The 16,564-nt window shown below is 62.4% G+C and carries 15 protein-coding genes; 7 read left to right on the forward strand and 8 right to left on the reverse strand.

Translation table 11 applies throughout. The features are described 5' to 3' along the window. Positions 1–3: 3 nt before the first annotated feature. Both ppdD and nadC read right to left on the reverse strand, forming a co-directional pair. The gene (gene ppdD / locus ACJ8HN_RS15855) at positions 4–441 is read right to left on the reverse strand and encodes a prepilin peptidase-dependent pilin (protein ID WP_041033285.1); all 438 of its coding nucleotides are present in this window, start codon (positions 439–441) and stop codon (positions 4–6) included. A gap of 189 nt (positions 442–630) precedes the next feature. After that, positions 631–1,521 carry a carboxylating nicotinate-nucleotide diphosphorylase gene (gene nadC / locus ACJ8HN_RS15860; protein ID WP_019455086.1) on the reverse strand — a complete coding sequence of 297 codons (891 nt, stop codon included), beginning with the start codon at positions 1,519–1,521 and terminating at the stop codon, positions 631–633. Between the two features lie 84 nt (positions 1,522–1,605). On the opposite strand from nadC, the gene ampD reads away from it, so the two are divergent. Continuing rightward, positions 1,606–2,202 (forward strand): 1,6-anhydro-N-acetylmuramyl-L-alanine amidase AmpD, encoded by a 597-nt coding sequence (gene ampD / locus ACJ8HN_RS15865; RefSeq protein ID WP_033649217.1) that lies wholly within the window; start codon positions 1,606–1,608, stop codon positions 2,200–2,202. After that, the gene (gene ampE / locus ACJ8HN_RS15870; RefSeq protein ID WP_025301586.1) at positions 2,202–3,056 is read left to right on the forward strand and encodes a beta-lactamase regulator AmpE; all 855 of its coding nucleotides are present in this window, start codon (positions 2,202–2,204) and stop codon (positions 3,054–3,056) included. Before ampD ends, ampE begins: the two co-directional genes overlap by 1 nt. A 60-nt stretch (positions 3,057–3,116) precedes the next feature. Here the strand turns inward: ampE and hemL are convergent, their stop codons facing one another. After that, a complete protein-coding gene (gene hemL, locus ACJ8HN_RS15875; RefSeq protein WP_033637128.1) occupies positions 3,117–4,406 on the reverse strand; it encodes a glutamate-1-semialdehyde 2,1-aminomutase in 1,290 nt (429 codons plus the stop codon). A gap of 174 nt (positions 4,407–4,580) precedes the next feature. On the opposite strand from hemL, the gene clcA reads away from it, so the two are divergent. Both clcA and erpA read left to right on the forward strand, forming a co-directional pair. After that, entirely contained in the window at positions 4,581–6,020 is a 1,440-nt protein-coding gene (gene clcA / locus ACJ8HN_RS15880; protein WP_033637129.1) for a H(+)/Cl(-) exchange transporter ClcA, read from the forward strand. Positions 6,021–6,109: 89 nt separating this feature from the next. Next, complete coding sequence (gene erpA / locus ACJ8HN_RS15885) at positions 6,110–6,454, forward strand: iron-sulfur cluster insertion protein ErpA (protein ID WP_004932708.1); 345 nt, start codon at positions 6,110–6,112, stop codon at positions 6,452–6,454. Positions 6,455–6,510: 56 nt separating this feature from the next. Here the strand turns inward: erpA and ACJ8HN_RS15890 are convergent, their stop codons facing one another. From ACJ8HN_RS15890 to mtnN, 4 genes are all read right to left on the reverse strand, one after another. Next, complete coding sequence (locus tag ACJ8HN_RS15890; RefSeq protein ID WP_442523688.1) at positions 6,511–6,756, reverse strand: hypothetical protein; 246 nt, start codon at positions 6,754–6,756, stop codon at positions 6,511–6,513. Positions 6,757–6,956: 200 nt separating this feature from the next. After that, entirely contained in the window at positions 6,957–7,571 is a 615-nt protein-coding gene (locus tag ACJ8HN_RS15895; RefSeq protein WP_033637131.1) for a TRIC cation channel family protein, read from the reverse strand. Further along, on the reverse strand, positions 7,571–8,356 hold the full coding sequence (gene btuF, locus ACJ8HN_RS15900) for a vitamin B12 ABC transporter substrate-binding protein BtuF (protein WP_442523707.1): 786 nt from the start codon (positions 8,354–8,356) through the stop codon (positions 7,571–7,573). The genes ACJ8HN_RS15895 and btuF overlap by 1 nt, the downstream gene beginning before the upstream one ends. Before the next feature lie 22 nt (positions 8,357–8,378). Continuing rightward, positions 8,379–9,080 carry a 5'-methylthioadenosine/S-adenosylhomocysteine nucleosidase gene (gene mtnN, locus ACJ8HN_RS15905; RefSeq protein ID WP_033652925.1) on the reverse strand — a complete coding sequence of 234 codons (702 nt, stop codon included), beginning with the start codon at positions 9,078–9,080 and terminating at the stop codon, positions 8,379–8,381. A gap of 129 nt (positions 9,081–9,209) precedes the next feature. Between mtnN and dgt the strand changes: the two genes are divergently transcribed. Together dgt and degP are read left to right on the forward strand one after the other, a co-directional pair. Then, positions 9,210–10,727, forward strand: coding sequence for a dGTPase (gene dgt / locus ACJ8HN_RS15910; RefSeq protein ID WP_033649226.1), 1,518 nt, complete (start codon positions 9,210–9,212; stop codon positions 10,725–10,727). Between the two features lie 180 nt (positions 10,728–10,907). Beyond that, positions 10,908–12,347 carry a serine endoprotease DegP gene (gene degP, locus ACJ8HN_RS15915; RefSeq protein ID WP_033649228.1) on the forward strand — a complete coding sequence of 480 codons (1,440 nt, stop codon included), beginning with the start codon at positions 10,908–10,910 and terminating at the stop codon, positions 12,345–12,347. Positions 12,348–12,412: 65 nt separating this feature from the next. On the opposite strand, the gene barA is transcribed toward degP, so the two are convergent. Then, positions 12,413–15,139, reverse strand: coding sequence for a two-component sensor histidine kinase BarA (barA, locus tag ACJ8HN_RS15920; RefSeq protein ID WP_442523689.1), 2,727 nt, complete (start codon positions 15,137–15,139; stop codon positions 12,413–12,415). Positions 15,140–15,205: 66 nt separating this feature from the next. On the opposite strand from barA, the gene rlmD reads away from it, so the two are divergent. Beyond that, positions 15,206–16,555: a 23S rRNA (uracil(1939)-C(5))-methyltransferase RlmD gene (gene rlmD, locus ACJ8HN_RS15925; protein ID WP_442523690.1), complete on the forward strand. Its 1,350-nt coding sequence runs from the start codon at positions 15,206–15,208 to the stop codon at positions 16,553–16,555. Positions 16,556–16,564: the final 9 nt, after the last annotated feature.

Raw genomic sequence — 16,564 nt, forward strand, 5'->3', positions numbered from 1 at the left:
CCGTTACTCCGCCGCGTTGTCGAAGCGGAAGACTTCCTGGCACACTTCAACCAGCGTTGCGTTTTCGCTGCTGCACAGCCGGCTCCAGCGGGTCAGCCCATCGGCGTTCACTTTGGGGGTTAATGCCACCGCCAGCCCCTGCAGCGTTTGGGTGCCGGTCAGGGTGATCACGCCTTTGACGACTTTCACCCCGCTGACGTAACGCGACGTGCCGCCGGTGGGAATGCCTTTGCTGCCGGCTTCACAGCCGGTGGGGGCGCCTTCGTCCAGCACGCACAGCTCGACCGCCAGTTTGTACGGCGACATGGTTTGCAGCATGTCGGTCATCGCCGCTTTCTGGATGTAGCGCTGGTAGGCGGGAATGCCGATGGCGCTGAGGATGGCGATGATGGCGATCACCACCATCAGTTCTATCAGGGTAAAGCCGCGTTGCGTTTCCATGCGTTGTCTCCTCCATAAGGGTGTGGAAGGCAACGGTAGCGGTTTGCGCGGGGGCACGGCGAGGGGCTTTTGCGCGTTTCTCGGCGCGCTTCCATCAGTAATGACGTTGTTTGCAGCGGTGAATAAAAGGGTGCGAGGGGCTTCGCAATTTTACGGTAACGCCCCCGGCAGCGGCCGGGGGCGAGGGGATCATTTGAAGCGCATCGACAGATCGAGCGCGGTCACATGCTTGGTCAGCGCGCCGACCGAAATGTAATCCACGCCGGTCTCGGCGAAGGTGCGCAGCGTCTCACTGGTGACGTTGCCGGATACTTCCAGCTGGGCGCGGCCCTGGGTTTGGGCGACCGCCTGGCGCATCATCTCGACGCTGAAGTTGTCCAGCATGATGATGTCGGCGCCGGCGTCCAGCGCCTGCTGCAGTTCATCGAGCGATTCGACTTCCACTTCCACCGGCACGTCGGCGTGCAGCCAGAAGGCTTTTTCCACCGCGTTCTTGATAGAGCCGGAGGCGATGATGTGGTTTTCCTTGATCAGGAAGGCGTCGGACAGCCCCAGCCGGTGGTTGCTGCCACCCCCGCACAGCACGGCGTATTTCAGCGCGGTGCGCAGGCCGGGCAGGGTTTTGCGGGTATCGAGCAGGCGAGTCCGGGTGCCTTCCAGCAGAGCCACATAGCGGCTGACCTCGGTCGCCACGCCGGAGAGCGTCTGCACGAAGTTCAGCGCGGTGCGCTCGCCGGTCAGCATCACTCGTGCGGGGCCGCGCAGCCGGCAGAGCGGTTGGTTCGGCGTCAGACGGTCGCCGTCCGCCACCAGCCACTCCACCTGCACCTGGTTGCCCAATTGAATAAAGACCTCATTCAGCCAGCGGCGGCCGCAGAATACGCCGGCTTCGCGGGTGATGACGGTGGCTTCGGCCTGCTTGTCCGCCGGTAACAATTGCGCGGTAATATCGCGCCCGGCGTCGACTTCACCCCCCAGGTCTTCGCGCAGCGCCTGGGCGACGGCATAGGGAATATCACTTTCAATTCGTTCAAGAAGCTCGGTGCGGCGACTGTCGGCACTGTAGCGGCGTGTCGGCATGGAAAACTCCGAAATGGACGGTTAGATCGTAGGGGAACATGCTACTCTGTTGCAGGAATAAGTACCACCGCAGAGAGGTGTCTGATGCAGTTGGAAAATGGCTGGATTATCGGGGTGACGCGAGTGGTCTCGCCGCACTGCGATCGGCGCCCGGATGACGAGCCGCCGTCGCTGCTGGTCATCCACAACATCAGCCTGCCGCCCGGCGAGTTCGGCGGCCCCTATATCGACCAGCTGTTTACCGGCACGCTCGATCCCGCACAGCATCCCTATTTTGCCGAGATCCATCAGCTGCGGGTGTCGGCGCACTGCCTGATCCGCCGCGACGGGGAGATCGTGCAGTACGTGCCCTTCGACCAGCGCGCCTGGCACGCGGGTGTTTCCCTGTATCAGGGGCGCGACCGGTGCAACGATTTCTCCATCGGCATCGAGCTGGAAGGCACCGACCAGTTACCCTACACCGAGGCGCAATACCGCGCGCTGCAGGCGGTCACCGCGCTGCTGGCCGAACATTATCCGCCGCTGGCGGCCAATATCGCCGGGCATTGCGATATCGCCCCCGGCCGCAAGACCGATCCCGGGCCGGCGTTCGATTGGGATCGCTATCTGGCATCTCTGGAACAACGCGGCGCGCCCGCCGACGCTATGCTTGAGACAAGAAAAAGGGAGAGGAATCGCTAATGACGCTGTTTACGCTGTTGCTGGTTTTGGCCTGGGAGCGCCTGTTTAAGCTGGGAGAACACTGGCAGCTGGATCACCGTCTCGAAGTGGTGTTTCAGCGGCTGCATCGGGTTTCGCTGGCGCAGACGCTGGCGATGACCGCCGCCTGGATGGTGGTCGTCTGGGGCGTTCTGTGGCTGTCGCACGGGTTGTTCTTCGGCGTGGTGACGCTGCTGCTGTGGATCGTCATCGATCTGCTGTGCGTCGGCGCCGGCATCAAGCGCAAACACTACCGCGCCTACCTGAAAGCGGCGCGGCAGGGCGATACCCACGCCAGCGATCAGATGGCGGAAGAGCTGGCGTTGATCCACGGTTTGCCGGTGGACTGCAGCGAAGAGCTGCGCCTGCGCGAGCTGCAAAACGCGCTGCTGTGGATCAACTTCCGTTATTACCTGGCGCCGCTGTTCTGGTTCGTGGTCTTTGGGCCTTACGGGCCGATCGCGCTGGCGGGGTATGCCTTCCTGCGCGCCTATCAAACCTGGCTGGCGCGCCACAATACGCCGCTGGAGCGTTCGCAATCGGGCATCGATCACCTGCTGAACTGGCTGGACTGGATCCCGGTGCGCTTGGCCGGGGTGGCCTATGCGCTGTTCGGCCACGGCGAGCGGGCGCTGCCGGCCTGGTTCGCCTCGCTGGGGGATCGGCATTCATCGTCGTATCAGGTGCTGACGCGGCTGGCGCAGTTCTCGCTGGCGCGCGATCCGCATATGGATCCGGTGCAAACGCCGCGGGCGGCGGTGACGCTGGCGCGCAAGGTGACGATGATCATCGTGGTGGTGGTGGCGCTGTTGACCATTTACGGCACGCTGCTTTAAGCGGCAGCGAAAAGCAAAACGGGCGCCGAGGCGCCCGTTTTTTTGGCCATTCGGCCGGGATTACAGCTTGGCAAAGCAGCGACGCGCGGCGTCGATGGTGCGCTGAATGTCTTCCTTGCTGTGCGCTACGGACATGAAGCCCGCTTCGAAGGCGGACGGCGCCAGATACACCCCTTCCTCCAGCATCAGGTGGAAGAAGCGCTTGAAGCGTTCCACGTCGCACTGCATCACGTCCTGGTAGCAGGTGACCGCCGGCGCGTCGGTGAAGAACAGGCCGAACATGCCGCCGACGTTGTTGACCACCAGCGGGATATTCTCTTCCTGCGCCGCGTGCAGCAGGCCAGCGGCCAGCATCTCGGTCAGTTCGGTCAGCGTCTGGTGCACGCCCACCTGCGACACTTCGGTCAGGCAGGCGTAGCCCGCCGCCATGGCGATCGGGTTGCCGGACAGGGTGCCCGCCTGGTAGACCGGGCCGGTCGGCGCCAGCGCGTCCATCACGTCGCGGCGGCCGCCGAAGGCGCCCACCGGCATGCCGCCGCCGATAATTTTGCCGAGGCAGGTCAGATCCGGCTCGACGCCGTAATAGGACTGTGCGCCGGCCAGCGCCACGCGGAAGCCGGTCATCACTTCATCGATGATCAAGAGCGCGCCGTACTTGTCGCATAGCGCGCGCAGGCCCGGCAGGAATTCCGGCAGCGGCGGCACGCAGTTCATGTTGCCGGCAACCGGCTCGACGATGATACAGGCGATCTCGGACGGGTACTGCTCGAAGGCGGCCCGCACCGAATCCAGGTCGTTATAGGTGCAGGTCAGGGTGTGCTTGGCGAAATCGGCCGGCACGCCCGGTGAGTTCGGCTGGCCGAGGGTCAGCGCGCCGGAACCGGCTTTCACCAGCAGGCAGTCGGCGTGGCCGTGGTAGCAGCCTTCGAACTTGATGATTTTGTCGCGGTTGGTGTAGCCGCGCGCCAGGCGGATGGCGCTCATGGTGGCTTCGGTGCCCGAGTTCACCATGCGCACCATATCCATCGTCGGCACCAGCTCGGTGACCAGCTGCGCCATTTTGACTTCCATCTCGGTCGGCGCGCCGAAGCTCAGACCGCGCTGCGCCGCTTCGATCACCGCGTCGCGGATCGCCGGGTGGTTGTGCCCCAGCACCATCGGCCCCCAGGAACCGACATAGTCGATATAGGCCTTGCCGTCGGCATCGAACAGATAAGCTCCGTCTGCCCGCTCGATAAACAGCGGCACACCGCCCACGCCGGTGAATGCACGCACCGGAGAGTTCACCCCGCCGGGGATCAACTGTTGCGCCTGGGCGTACAGACTTTCGGACTTGCTGTGTAGGCTCATAAATCGGCTCCTGGATTCTCTTTTGAATGATTTGACCGCGCTATTCTAGAGGAGAGCGCCGCGTTATGAAACGATCACAGTCAGATACCATTAACGGCAGCGCCCGCCGCCGGGTTGGGGTAGAATAACCGCCTTGCCTATTTGTATTACAAATTACCTAACGAATTACTCGCGATGACGGAATCACAATCACAGCCAGTCGGGACGTTGAGCCCGCGTCTTAGCCGCAGCGATGCGGTGCGTCAGTTTATTCGCCGCGATAAAACGCCGGTGGCGATCCTGGTGATGGCCGCGCTGGTGGGGACGCTGGCCGGTTTGCTCGGTGTGGCCTTCGATAAGGCGGTGGAGTGGGTGCAGCAGCAGCGGCTGGCTTCGCTGGCGCAGGTCGCCGACTCCTGGATCCTGGTGTGGCCGCTGGCGTTTATCCTGTCTGCCGCGCTGGCGGCGCTGGGCTATTACCTGGTGCGGCGCTTTGCCCCTGAGGCGGGCGGCTCGGGCATTCCAGAGATCGAAGGCGCGCTGGAGGAGCTGCGGCCGGTGCGCTGGTGGCGCGTGATCCCGGTGAAATTCATCGGCGGCATGGGCACGCTGGGGGCGGGCATGGTGCTGGGGCGCGAAGGGCCCACGGTGCAAATGGGCGGCAACGTCGGGCGCATGGTATTGGACGTGCTGCGCATTCGCGGCGCCGAGGCGCGTCATACGCTGCTGGCGACCGGGGCCGCCGCCGGGTTGTCCGCTGCGTTCAACGCGCCGCTGGCCGGCATCTTGTTCATCATCGAAGAGATGCGGCCGCAGTTTCGTTACAACCTGATCTCGATTAAAGCGGTGTTTATCGGCGTTATCATGTCGAGCGTGGTGTTCCAGCTGTTTAACGGCCAGGGCTCGGTGATCGCGGTCGACAAACTTTCTTCGGCGCCCATTAATACCCTGTGGCTCTATCTGGTGCTGGGGGCGATATTCGGCGCGGTGGGCGTGGGATTCAACGCGCTGATCTTCCGCACTCAGGATATGTTTGCGCGCCTGCACGGCGGCAGAATGCGCAATGTCTTGCTGATGGGCGGGCTGCTCGGCGGCGTGTGCGGCATTCTGGGGCTGATCCAGCCGGAGGCGGCGGGTGGCGGCTTTGGGCTGATCCCGATCGCCGCGGCGGGCAATTACAGCGTCGGCATGTTGATGTTCATCTTTATTACCCGCATCTTCACTACGCTGCTGTGCTTCGGCTCCGGCGCGCCGGGCGGCATCTTCGCGCCGATGCTGGCGCTGGGCACGCTGTTTGGCACCGCCTTCGGGCTGGCCGGGGCGCACCTGTTCCCGCAGTACGGCATCGAGGCGGGCACCTTCGCCATCGCCGGCATGGGGGCGCTGTTCGCCGCTACGGTGCGCGCCCCGCTGACCGGCATCGTGCTGGTGCTGGAAATGACCGACAACTACCAACTCATTTTACCGATGATCATCACCTGCCTCGGCGCCACGGTGGTGGCGCAGCTGCTCGGCGGCAAGCCGCTGTATTCGTCGATCCTGGCCCGCACGCTGCAAAGGCAGGAGGCGCAGCTGGCGCGGGAAGCGGCGGAGAAAACAGGTAAGGAAAATACAACAAATGCGGTGAATACTTGAACGCAACACTCAGGTATCGGATAATCGTTAATATTAATCAGGCAGCCATAGTAGCGATCTGATGCTGAACAATGTTGGGAGTAAAGAGTATGAGTGATCAAACGGCACTGCCCCTGCAATTTACCGAGGCAGCAGCAAACAAGGTTAAGTTCCTGATTGCTGACGAAGAAAACCCGAACCTTAAGCTGCGGGTTTACATTACCGGCGGCGGCTGCAGCGGATTCCAGTACGGCTTCACTTTTGACGACAAGGTCAACGATGGCGATATGACCATCGAGAAGCAGGGCGTGGCGCTGGTGGTCGATCCGATGAGCCTGCAGTATCTGGTCGGCGGTTCGGTGGACTACACCGAAGGGCTGGAAGGGTCGCGCTTCGTGGTGACCAACCCGAATGCCAAAACCACCTGCGGTTGCGGTTCGTCGTTCAGCATCTGAGTTTGCCTGTCAGAATATCAACCCGCTCGCCTTACGGCCGGCGGGTTTTTTTATGCCTACCATTCCACGAGGATCACTTCCGCCCCGTTCTCCAGCGCCGGTTGGCGGGTAATGTTCGGCTGCGCCGCCGCATGGCTGCATTCGGCCCGTGGGGCGGCGACCTCGAGGCGCACGGCGCATTGCGGTTCAATGGTCAGAGTAACGCCGATCCGGCCGCTGACGGCATCGGCATGCGCGGCGCCACTCAGCAGGGTGCCACAGCAGGCAAGCAGAATTTTTTTCATCATTGCGGGAATAGCCATCCGTAAGCAATCTTGTGATGACTTATCGGCAAAAAGTTAAAAAGGTTTAACAGCGCGGGGAAGGGATTAACCTGCGGATAACAGAATTTTACATCGTCACTACGCTATTTATTGGGTGAAAATAATACCACCAAGCCCGTTTTTAGTCTAATGAATCACCCAATGCGGCGTTGCCAAGCGCCGCCCCACAGGGCGACGGCTCAGCGTTCGAGAATAAAGGCGGGCAATTTGAGGTGCCAGCGGATGGCCGCCAACCGAATGGCCAGGGTGATGATCATGCCCAGCATCATGGCCTGTTGCAGCGGCATGCTGAAGGTGTAAAACGCCGTGGCGTGCACGATGCCGCCGATGATGCAGGCGGTGGCGTAAATCTCGGTGCGCAGGATCATCGGGATCTCGCGCGCCAGCACGTCGCGGATAATGCCGCCGCCGACGCCGGTGATCACCCCCATGCAGATTGCCACCAGCGGGCCGGTGCCGGCTGCGAAGGCCTTGTTGACGCCGATGCCGACGAACACCGCCAGCCCGACGGCGTCCAGCACCGGCAGCACCCACTGCGGCAGACGGCGCGGCTGGCGCACCAGCAGCAGCGTCAAGACGCAGGTGATCATCGCCACCACCAGATCGGTGGGATCCTTGACCCAGAACACCGGGCCGTTGGCCAGCGCCATGTCGCGGATGGTGCCGCCGCCGACCGCGGTGACCACGCCCAATACCAGCACGCCGAACGGATCCATGCGCAACTTGCCGGCCAGCAGTACGCCGGAGATGGCGAACACCGCCGTACCGAGAATATCCAACCAGAACACCAGCATCAGCGGATCTCCGCCAACTGGCGGCACAGCTGCTGCGCCGCCAACAGGATGCGCGGCCCGCCGCGGTTGAACCAGTCTTCGTTCAGCGCGATCACCGGCACCTGCAGCTGCGGCGCCCAGAAGGCTTTCACATTGGCGGCTTCTTTCGCGCCGCCGGTGATGACGATGGCCTGCGGCCGACGCGCCAGCACCTGCTCGCGGCTGATTTGCGGCCAAGGGGTGCGGCTGTCGGCGAAGACGTTCTGCCCGCCGCACAGCGCCAGCACCTGGCTTTGCAATGTGGCGCCGGAGCTGGTGAACAGCGGCTGGGTACCGAACTGCAGCAGCACGCGCCGTGGCGAGTTAGCGGCGTACTGTTGTCTGAGAGCGGCGAACTGGCGGCGAAGGCCTTCCGCCGCCTGATGCGCCTGCTCCGGGTGCGGGCTGTATTGCGCCAGCTTATCCAGCAAACCGGCGATCCCTTCGAGGGTGTCGGCGTCCGCATAGAAAATTGGGATGCCGAACGCGGCGAGCTGATCCAGCACGCGCTGCGGATTGCCGCCGCGCCAGGCGAGGATCAGGTCCGGCTTGAGCGCCAGCACCCGCTCCAGATTGATGCCCTGCCAGGTGGCCACCTGCTCCAGCCTGGCGGCCTGCGGCGGATAATCGGAATAGGCGCTCGCCGCCACCAGCACATCGCCCATGCCGGCGGCATAGGCGAGTTCGGTGGCGTTGGGCGCCAGGCTGATCACCCGCTGAGCGGCGCCGGCCGGCATGGCCAGCCAGAGCGCCAACAAACAGAGCATCGAGGTAAAGCGCAGCCTCACATTAACCGCGCTTGGCCAGGGTTTGCAGCATGGCGTTGACCATCAGCGTGGACTGTTTGGCCGCTACCACCAGGAACTCGTCAAAGCTCATGTGCGACTCGCTGTCGGCGACGTCGGAAATGGCGCGCACCACCACGAACGGCGTGCCGAACAGATGGCAGACGTGGGCGATCGCCGCGGCTTCCATTTCCACGGCGGCGACGCGCGGGAAGGTGGCGCGAATGCGCGCCAGCGGCTCGGCGCCGTTGATGAAGGCGTCACCGCTGCAGATCAGGCCGCGCACCGCGTGCAGATCCAGCTGTTTGATGCAGCCTTCCGCCAGCGCGATCAGCGCGTCGTCGGCGACGAACGCCGCCGGGCAGCCGGCCATCTGGCCCGGCTCGTAGCCGAAAGCGGTGACGTCGGCGTCGTGGTAGCGCACTTCTTCCGACACCACGATATCGCCCACGCGCAGGGTGCTGGCCAGGCCGCCGGCGGAACCGGTGTTGATCACCAGATCCGGGCTGCAGTGTTCCAGCAGCAGGGTGGTGCCCATGGCCGCAGAAACTTTGCCGATGCCGGATTTCAGCAGGGCCACCTCAACGCCGCCGATCTGGCCGGTGTAGATTTCGCAGCCCGCGCGCTGGATGGTTTGACGGTTTTCGATTTGCTCGCGCAGCAGGGTGACTTCCTGCTCCATTGCGCCGATGATGCCTACTTTCATAAATAACACTCGCTGATTGGCCGTGAGAATTGCGGCATAGTCTATCATGGCTGTGTGAGAGAGATAATGCGTTGCATCCGCCGCCGGGAATTGTTATCACGGGGGCAGGGCGCAACGGCGGAGAAACAGATGTCCGGGATCGACTTCAAGCAAAAAATCAGCTTCCAACGGCCTTTCAGCAAACCTATCGAGGCCGAGGAAGAGTATGACATCGTGCGGCAGTTCGAGAGCGATCGCGGGCGCATTGTCAACTCGGCCGCCATTCGCCGTCTGCAGCAAAAAACCCAGGTGTTTCCGCTGGAGCGCAACGCGGCGGTGCGCAGCCGCCTGACGCACTCGATGGAGGTGCAGCAGGTCGGGCGCCACATCGCCAAAGAGATCCTCAACCGCTTCAAACAGGCGGGGAGAATTGATGAGCTCGGCCTGACCCGGCTGCTCGATCCGTTTGAAAGCATCGTGGAAATGGCCTGCCTGATGCACGACATCGGCAACCCGCCGTTCGGTCACTTCGGCGAGTCGGCGATCAACGACTGGTTCGCCCAACGGCTCGATCCCGCCAGCTGCGGCAGCGAGCCGGGCAGCCACGATCGCTGCCAGGTGGCGACGCTGCGCCTGCATGAAGGGGAGAGCGATCTGAACCGGCTGCGCAGCCGGATCCGTCAGGATCTCAGCCACTTCGAGGGCAACGCCCAGGCGATCCGCATGGTGTACAGCCTGCTGAAGCTCAACCTGACCTACGCGCAGGTCGGCTGCATTTTGAAATACACCCGCCCGGCCTACTGGGCGAGCGACATCCCCGCCAGCCACAGCTATCTGATGAAAAAGCCCGGCTACTATCTGGCGGAAGAGGCCTTCGTCGATCGGCTGCGGCGCGAGCTGCACATGGGCGAGTTCGATCGTTTCCCGCTGACCTATATCATGGAGGCCGCCGACGATATCTCGTACTGCGTGGCCGATCTGGAAGACGCGGTGGAGAAGAGCATTTTCACCGTCGAGCAGCTGTATCAGCACCTGATTCAAGAGTGGGGCGAAGTGGCGCCGGGCGATCTGTTCGACAAGACCGTCGCCAGCGCGTTTCGCAAGATCGATCGCGGCGGCGCGCGGCGCAGCGCGGAAGATCAGTTCTTCATGTATCTGCGGGTGTTTACCGTGGCGCGGCTGGTGCCGCACGCGGCGCAGCGCTTTATCGACAATCTGGACGCGGTCTATCAGGGCAGTTTCAATCAGGCGCTGCTGGAGGATTCCAGCCCGGCGTACCGGCTGCTGAAAATATTTAAAAATGTGGCGTTCAAGCACGTGTTCAACCACCCGGAGGTCGAGCAGCTCGAGCTGCAAGGCTACCGGGTGATCAGCGGCCTGCTGGACATTTACAGCCCGCTGCTGGCGATGTCGCTGGCGGACTTCAGCCAGCTGGTGCGCGAGGACAGCCACCGCGCTTACCCGATCGAAACGCGCCTGTTCCACAAGCTGTCTACCAAGCATCGGCTGGCGTATGCGGAGGCGGTAGAGGGGCTGCAGCATTTATCGCCGGAGCAGCAAGCCATTCGGGAATATTATTTCCGCGCCCGTTTATTGCAGGACTATATCAGCGGAATGACCGACCTTTACGCCTATGATGAATATCGTCGATTGATGGCGGCGGAATAATTCAACTGAAGAATAATTGTCAGCAATTCCAACCGGTTGGCTGTCTCGACTTTTGTAAAGACGGACAATATTTGTTTACTATTGCCAATCATCTGTGCCGGAACTTCGGGCTATTAATTAACTCTGAATAAGCACGCAAGACGGCCATTCTTTTTGAACGACTTTATAAGAGACACACAGATGAAAAAAACCGCATTAGTTCTGAGCGCACTGGCATTCAGTATCGGTATGGCGATGGGCCCGGTCACGGCCAGCGCCGCTGAAACCGCCTCTTCCAACACCCAACAGCTGCCGAGCCTGGCGCCGATGCTGGAAAAGGTGATGCCTTCCGTGGTGAGCATTAACGTTGAGGGCAGCACCACGGTCAATACGCCGCGCATGCCGCAGCAGTTCCAACAGTTCTTCGGCGAAGATTCGCCGTTCTGCCAGGACGGTTCGCCATTCCAGGGCTCGCCGATGTGTCAGGGCGGCGAACAGCCAGGGCCGGATGGCCAGCCGCAGGGCACGCAGCAGAAATTCCAGGCGCTGGGCGCCGGGGTGGTCATCGATGCCGCCAAGGGCTATGTGGTGACCAATAACCACGTTGTGGACAACGCCAACAAGATCCAGGTGCAGCTGAGCGACGGCCGCCGTTTCGACGCCAAGGTGATCGGCAAGGATCCGCGTTCCGATATCGCGTTGATCCAGCTGAAAGACTTCAAGAATCTGACGGCGATCAAGATGGCGGATTCCGATCAGCTGCGCGTCGGCGATTACACCGTGGCGATCGGCAACCCGTACGGGCTGGGTGAAACCGCCACTTCGGGCATCGTATCCGCCCTGGGGCGCAGCGGCCTGAACATCGAAAACTATGAAAACTTCATCCAGACCGATGCGGCGATCAACCGCGGTAACTCCGGCGGCGCGCTGGTTAACCTGAACGGCGAGCTGATCGGCATCAACACCGCGATCCTGGCGCCGGACGGCGGCAACATCGGTATCGGTTTCGCCATTCCGAGCAACATGGTGAAAAACCTGACGGCGCAAATGGTCGAATATGGCCAGGTGAAACGCGGCGAGCTGGGCATCATGGGCACCGAGCTGAACTCTGAGCTGGCCAAGGCGATGAAGGTCGACGCGCAGCGCGGGGCCTTCGTCAGCCAGGTGATGCCGAAGTCTTCCGCCGCGAAGGCGGGCATCAAGGCCGGCGACGTGATCGTCACCATGAACGGCAAGGCCATCTCCAGCTTCGCCTCGTTCCGGGCGGAGATCGGCACGCTCCCGGTCGGCAGCAAGATGTCGCTGGGCATTATTCGCGACGGCAAACCGGTGACGATTGACGTCACGCTGGAGCAAAGCGCGCAGACTCAGGTGGCCTCGGGCAATATCTACACCGGCATCGAAGGCGCCGAGCTGAGCAACACCCAGGTCGGCAATGTGAAGGGCGTCAAGGTCGACAGCGTGAAAGCCGGCAGCGCCGCGGCGCGTATCGGCCTGAAAAAGGGCGATGTGATCCTGGGCGTGAACCAGCAGCCGATCCAGAACCTGGGCGAGCTGCGTAAAATCCTCGACAGCAAGCCGTCGGTGCTGGCGTTGAATATCCAGCGCGGCGAAAGCCAGCTGTACCTGCTGGCGCAGTGATAGGCGTCTGGCGTTAAAAAGAAAGGCACGCTGCGGCGTGCCTTTTTGCGTTATGGCCTGAGGATTCAGGCCGGTTGCGTCAGATGCGCGCGCGCCGCGTGGATCACCAGTTCAATCTCATCCAACAGCTCCAGCCACTCCGGCTCCAGCTCGTCGTTGGTGACGCCCTGGCGCAGCTGCCGCTCGAGGTAGAAACACAGTTGCTTGAGGCGCGGCACGCCGCTGTAGCTGCAGCTGCCGTGCAGCTTATGGACCAGATCGAGGATCTCGTCGTCATGCTGGCCGTCGAGCAGCGCTTGCACCCGCTCGCGCACCTGCGGCAGGAAATCGAGCAGCATTTGCAGCAGATCGCGCGCCAGATCCGGTTTATTGGCCGCCTGACGCAGCGCCAGCGGCCAGTCGAGCGACAGCGGCGCGTCGTCGGCGACGGCGTTTTCCACGTCGCCGCTGTGGTAGCGCGATAGCACGCGGGTCAGCATTTTCTCGTCGATCGGTTTGGCCAGATAGTCGTCCATCCCGGCCTGCAGCAGGTGCTCGCGCTCGCCGCTGGCGGCATGGGCGGTAACGGCGACGATCGGCGTGGAGTTGTGATGCGGCAGCTGGCGGATCAGCTCGCTGGCGTGAATGCCGTCCATCTTCGGCATCTGAATGTCCATCAGGATCAGATCCAGCACGTTGTCGCGCGCCAGTGCCAGCGCTTCCTCGCCGCTCTCGCACAGCAGGGTTTTTTCTACCTGTTCCCCCAGCAGCGTGCCGATCAGCTTCAGGTTGGCCGGGTTGTCGTCAACCGCCATCACCGTCAGCGGCAGGCGTTTACGCTCAGGCGGCGCGGTGAGGCGTGTCGGTGTCTCCATCCTGAGCAGCGGGAACAACCGGGTGCTGGTGATCGGCTTGATCAGGCAGCCGAGCGCGCCTTGTTGTTTAAGCAGCTCGGCGTCGATCTGCGCCTGGCACGGCAGCGCCAGAATCACCCGATCGGCCAGCTTCAGCGAGGCCAGCAATTTGTCCTCGTGCTGCGCCATATTGGCGCGGAACGGGATGGGCACGCCGGCCAGCAGGAAGTCATAGTGGCCTGGCGGCAGCTGGCCCAGCGTCGGCGAGTGGGTGATCACCAATTGTGTGACGCTCAGCATGTTGAGCGTCGCCTGCGCCGCCGTCGGGTTGGACTCGATATAGGCCAGCGTTTTGCCGTTCAGATCCGGCAGGCTCGGCGCCAGCGACAGCATGCCCTCGTTCAGATCCAGCGTGATGTGGAACCAGAAGGTCGAGCCGCGGTTCAACTGGCTGTGGAAGCAGATATCGCCCCCCATCTCTTTCACCAGTTTTTGCGTGATCACCAGCCCCAGCCCGGTGCCGCCGTGGCGGCGGGAGATGCTGGCGTCTGCCTGACGAAACGCCTGGAACAGCTGCGACTGCTGGCGTTCGGAGATGCCGATGCCGGTGTCGTGGATCTGCACTTCCACTTCCACCCGGCGATCCAGCTGTTTGCGCAGCTCGACGCGAATATCGATATTGCCGGTTTCGGTGAACTTGATGGCGTTGCCCAGCAGGTTGGTGATGATTTGCTGCAGGCGCAGCGAGTCGCCGATCACCTGCTCCGGCACGTCGTTGTGCACATCCAGCGTCAGCTCCAGCCCCTTATCGTGGGCGCTGGGCGCCAGCAGCACCACCACTTCGTCCAGCGTTTCACGCAGGGCGAACGGAATATGCTCCAGCACCAGCTTGCCGGCCTCCAGCTTGGAGAAGTCCAGCACGTCGTTGATGATGGTCAGCAGGTTGTTGGCCGAGCGTTCGATGGTCTGCAAATAGTCGGTCTGGGTCGCGCTCAGATCGGTTTTCAGCATCTGCCGGGTGAAGCCGATCACGCCGTTGAGCGGGGTGCGCAGCTCGTGCGACATGTTGGCCAGGAATTCGGACTTGATGCGCGCCGCTTCCTGCGCGCGTTTTTTCGCCAGATCCAGCTCGACGTTCTGAATTTCCATTTGCTCCAGCGTTTCACGCAGGTCGGAGGTGGCCTGATCGATGTTCTGCTGCATCTCTTCGTGATAGGCGGTGAGCGACATCGCCATCGAGTTGATGCCGTTCTTCAGCATGTGCAGCTCGCCGAGCATGTAGCCCTCCACGCGGCTGTCGAGCTGGCCGCGGCGGATACGGTCGACGGTATTCACCATGTTGCGGATCGGGCCGGTCACGTCGCGCATCAGCCGGTAAGCGAACAGGATGGCGATGCACATGCACAGCAACAGCAGCAGGGTGGAGACGAACACCTCTTTATATTGCTGCAGCCGCACCGACTGCAGATCCAGCTCGATCGCCACATAGCCCAGGTTGTTGTCGGGGTGGCTGCCGCCGTCGGCGGTTTCATCCGGATACTGGCTTTCCGACAGGATCGGCGTGCGCAGGATCAGCGAATCGCCGCGTCGGGTGAGCATCAGCTCAGTGGGCAACGGCACGCCTTTCGGCAGCTGCAGCTGAGCGAAGTTGTGGTGATAATTGGAGGTGACGAACAAATTGTTCTGCGCATCGAACACGGTGATCGAACGCACGATGTCCGAATGGCGGCGGTGCAACAGACTGACCAACTGCCTGACCGATTCGCGGCTGCGGAACGTCATGCCGTACTCGCTGGCCACCGCCAGCGGCTCGATGATGCTGGCGCCGGCGTCGACCAGTTGCTCCTGCAGCTCGTTATAGCGGTGCACCACGAAGAAGGTGCTGAGCAGCAAACCAATCAGCAAGGTCGGGGCCAGAATCAGGATCATCATGCGCGCACGCAGGCTGTATTTGGTCATGGGATTCCAATGTGGGAGAATTGACAGCTGACACTAGCTTAATGAACCAGCACACAATCGACAAATATGGCGCAATTCTACTCTCCCAAACGCCGCGTGACGACCCGGCAGAGCTCACAAATCTTCACCGTGACGGTGAGCGATCTCGATCCTTTCGGCCAGGGCGTGGCGCGCCACGACGGCAAAGCGGTGTTCGTGCCGGGCGTATTGCCGGGCGAGCAGGCGGAAATCCAGCTGACCGAAGATAAGCGCCAGTTCGCCAAAGGCAAGCTAAAACGCTTGCTGAGCCGCAGCCCACAGCGGGTGGCGCCGCGCTGCCCGCATTTCGGCGTGTGCGGCGGCTGCCAGCAGCAGCATGCGGATGAGGCGCTGCAACAGCAGAGCAAGGCGGCGGCGCTGGTGCGCATGATCGCCCGCGAAACCGGGGTGACCCCGCAGCAGGAGCCGGTGATCGCCGGCCCGGAATACGGCTATCGCCGTCGCGCCCGCCTGAGCCTGGCGTGGCAGCCCAAGGCGCAGCGCCTGATGATGGGCTTTCGCCAGGCGGCCTCCAGCGAGCTGGTGGCGGTGGAGCACTGCCCGGTGCTGCGGCCGGAGCTGGAACGGCTGCTGGCGCCGGTGCGCGCCTGCCTGAGCGGGCTGCAGGCGGTACGGCGGCTGGGGCATGTAGAGCTGGTGCTGGCGGATAACGGCCCGCTGCTGGTGCTGCGCCATCTCGACGCGCTGAAAGAGGCGGATCGGCAGGCGTTGTTGGCGTTTGGCGAGCGGGAAAACCTCGCCGTTTACCTGGCGCCGGACAGCGATCGCGTGGAAAAACTGTGCGGTGACACGCCGTATTATCAGGTTGACGGGCTACGCTTAGACTTCAGCCCGCGCGACTTTATTCAGGTCAATGACGCCGTAAACCAACAAATGGTGGCGCAGGCCCTTGAATGGCTCGACATTCAACCCAATGATCGGGTGCTGGACCTGTTCTGCGGCATGGGCAATTTTACCCTGCCTCTGGCGCGCCGCGCCGCTGCGGTGGTGGGCATCGAAGGTGTTGCCACGCTGGTAGCGAATGGGCAATATAATGCACATAAGAATAAGCTGAATAATGCATCGTTCTTCCACGAGAATCTGGAGGACGACGTTGCGCGGCAACCTTGGGCAGCACAAGGGTTTGATAAGGTGATGCTGGATCCCGCCCGCGCCGGTGCGGCCGGGGTGATGTCACACATTGTAAAACTGGCGCCGGCGCGGGTGGTGTATGTTTCCTGTAACCCCACCACGCTGGCTCGCGACAGCAAAGTGCTGTTGAGCGCCGGTTATCGTCTTGCGCGCGTGCGGATGTTGGATATGTTTCCGCACACGGGGCATCTTGAATCAATGGCGCTGTTTATCAACGAGCGCGCGCCAGAGGTCGCTGCAAAGTAGGGAGAAGTT

It is taken from the genome of Serratia sp. CY29653 (assembly GCF_052169255.1).
In the GTDB taxonomy this organism is placed as follows: domain Bacteria; phylum Pseudomonadota; class Gammaproteobacteria; order Enterobacterales; family Enterobacteriaceae; genus Serratia; species Serratia sarumanii.

Bases quoted from the DNA above. Each gene is read 5' to 3' on its own strand.
- rlmD (WP_442523690.1), top strand. From the start codon at position 15,206: ATGGCGCAATTCTACTCTCCCAAACGCCGCGTGACGACCCGGCAGAGC.
- btuF (WP_442523707.1), bottom strand. From the start codon at position 8,356: ATGCTCTGTTTGTTGGCGCTCTGGCTGGCCATGCCGGCCGGCGCCGCT.
- ACJ8HN_RS15890 (WP_442523688.1), bottom strand. From the start codon at position 6,756: ATGGCTATTCCCGCAATGATGAAAAAAATTCTGCTTGCCTGCTGTGGC.
- mtnN (WP_033652925.1), bottom strand. From the start codon at position 9,080: ATGAAAGTAGGCATCATCGGCGCAATGGAGCAGGAAGTCACCCTGCTG.
- ampE (WP_025301586.1), top strand. From the start codon at position 2,202: ATGACGCTGTTTACGCTGTTGCTGGTTTTGGCCTGGGAGCGCCTGTTT.
- ampD (WP_033649217.1), top strand. From the start codon at position 1,606: ATGCAGTTGGAAAATGGCTGGATTATCGGGGTGACGCGAGTGGTCTCG.
- degP (WP_033649228.1), top strand. From the start codon at position 10,908: ATGAAAAAAACCGCATTAGTTCTGAGCGCACTGGCATTCAGTATCGGT.
- nadC (WP_019455086.1), bottom strand. From the start codon at position 1,521: ATGCCGACACGCCGCTACAGTGCCGACAGTCGCCGCACCGAGCTTCTT.
- ppdD (WP_041033285.1), bottom strand. From the start codon at position 441: ATGGAAACGCAACGCGGCTTTACCCTGATAGAACTGATGGTGGTGATC.
- clcA (WP_033637129.1), top strand. From the start codon at position 4,581: ATGACGGAATCACAATCACAGCCAGTCGGGACGTTGAGCCCGCGTCTT.
- ACJ8HN_RS15895 (WP_033637131.1), bottom strand. From the start codon at position 7,571: ATGCTGGTGTTCTGGTTGGATATTCTCGGTACGGCGGTGTTCGCCATC.
- erpA (WP_004932708.1), top strand. From the start codon at position 6,110: ATGAGTGATCAAACGGCACTGCCCCTGCAATTTACCGAGGCAGCAGCA.
- dgt (WP_033649226.1), top strand. From the start codon at position 9,210: ATGTCCGGGATCGACTTCAAGCAAAAAATCAGCTTCCAACGGCCTTTC.
- hemL (WP_033637128.1), bottom strand. From the start codon at position 4,406: ATGAGCCTACACAGCAAGTCCGAAAGTCTGTACGCCCAGGCGCAACAG.
- barA (WP_442523689.1), bottom strand. From the start codon at position 15,139: ATGACCAAATACAGCCTGCGTGCGCGCATGATGATCCTGATTCTGGCC.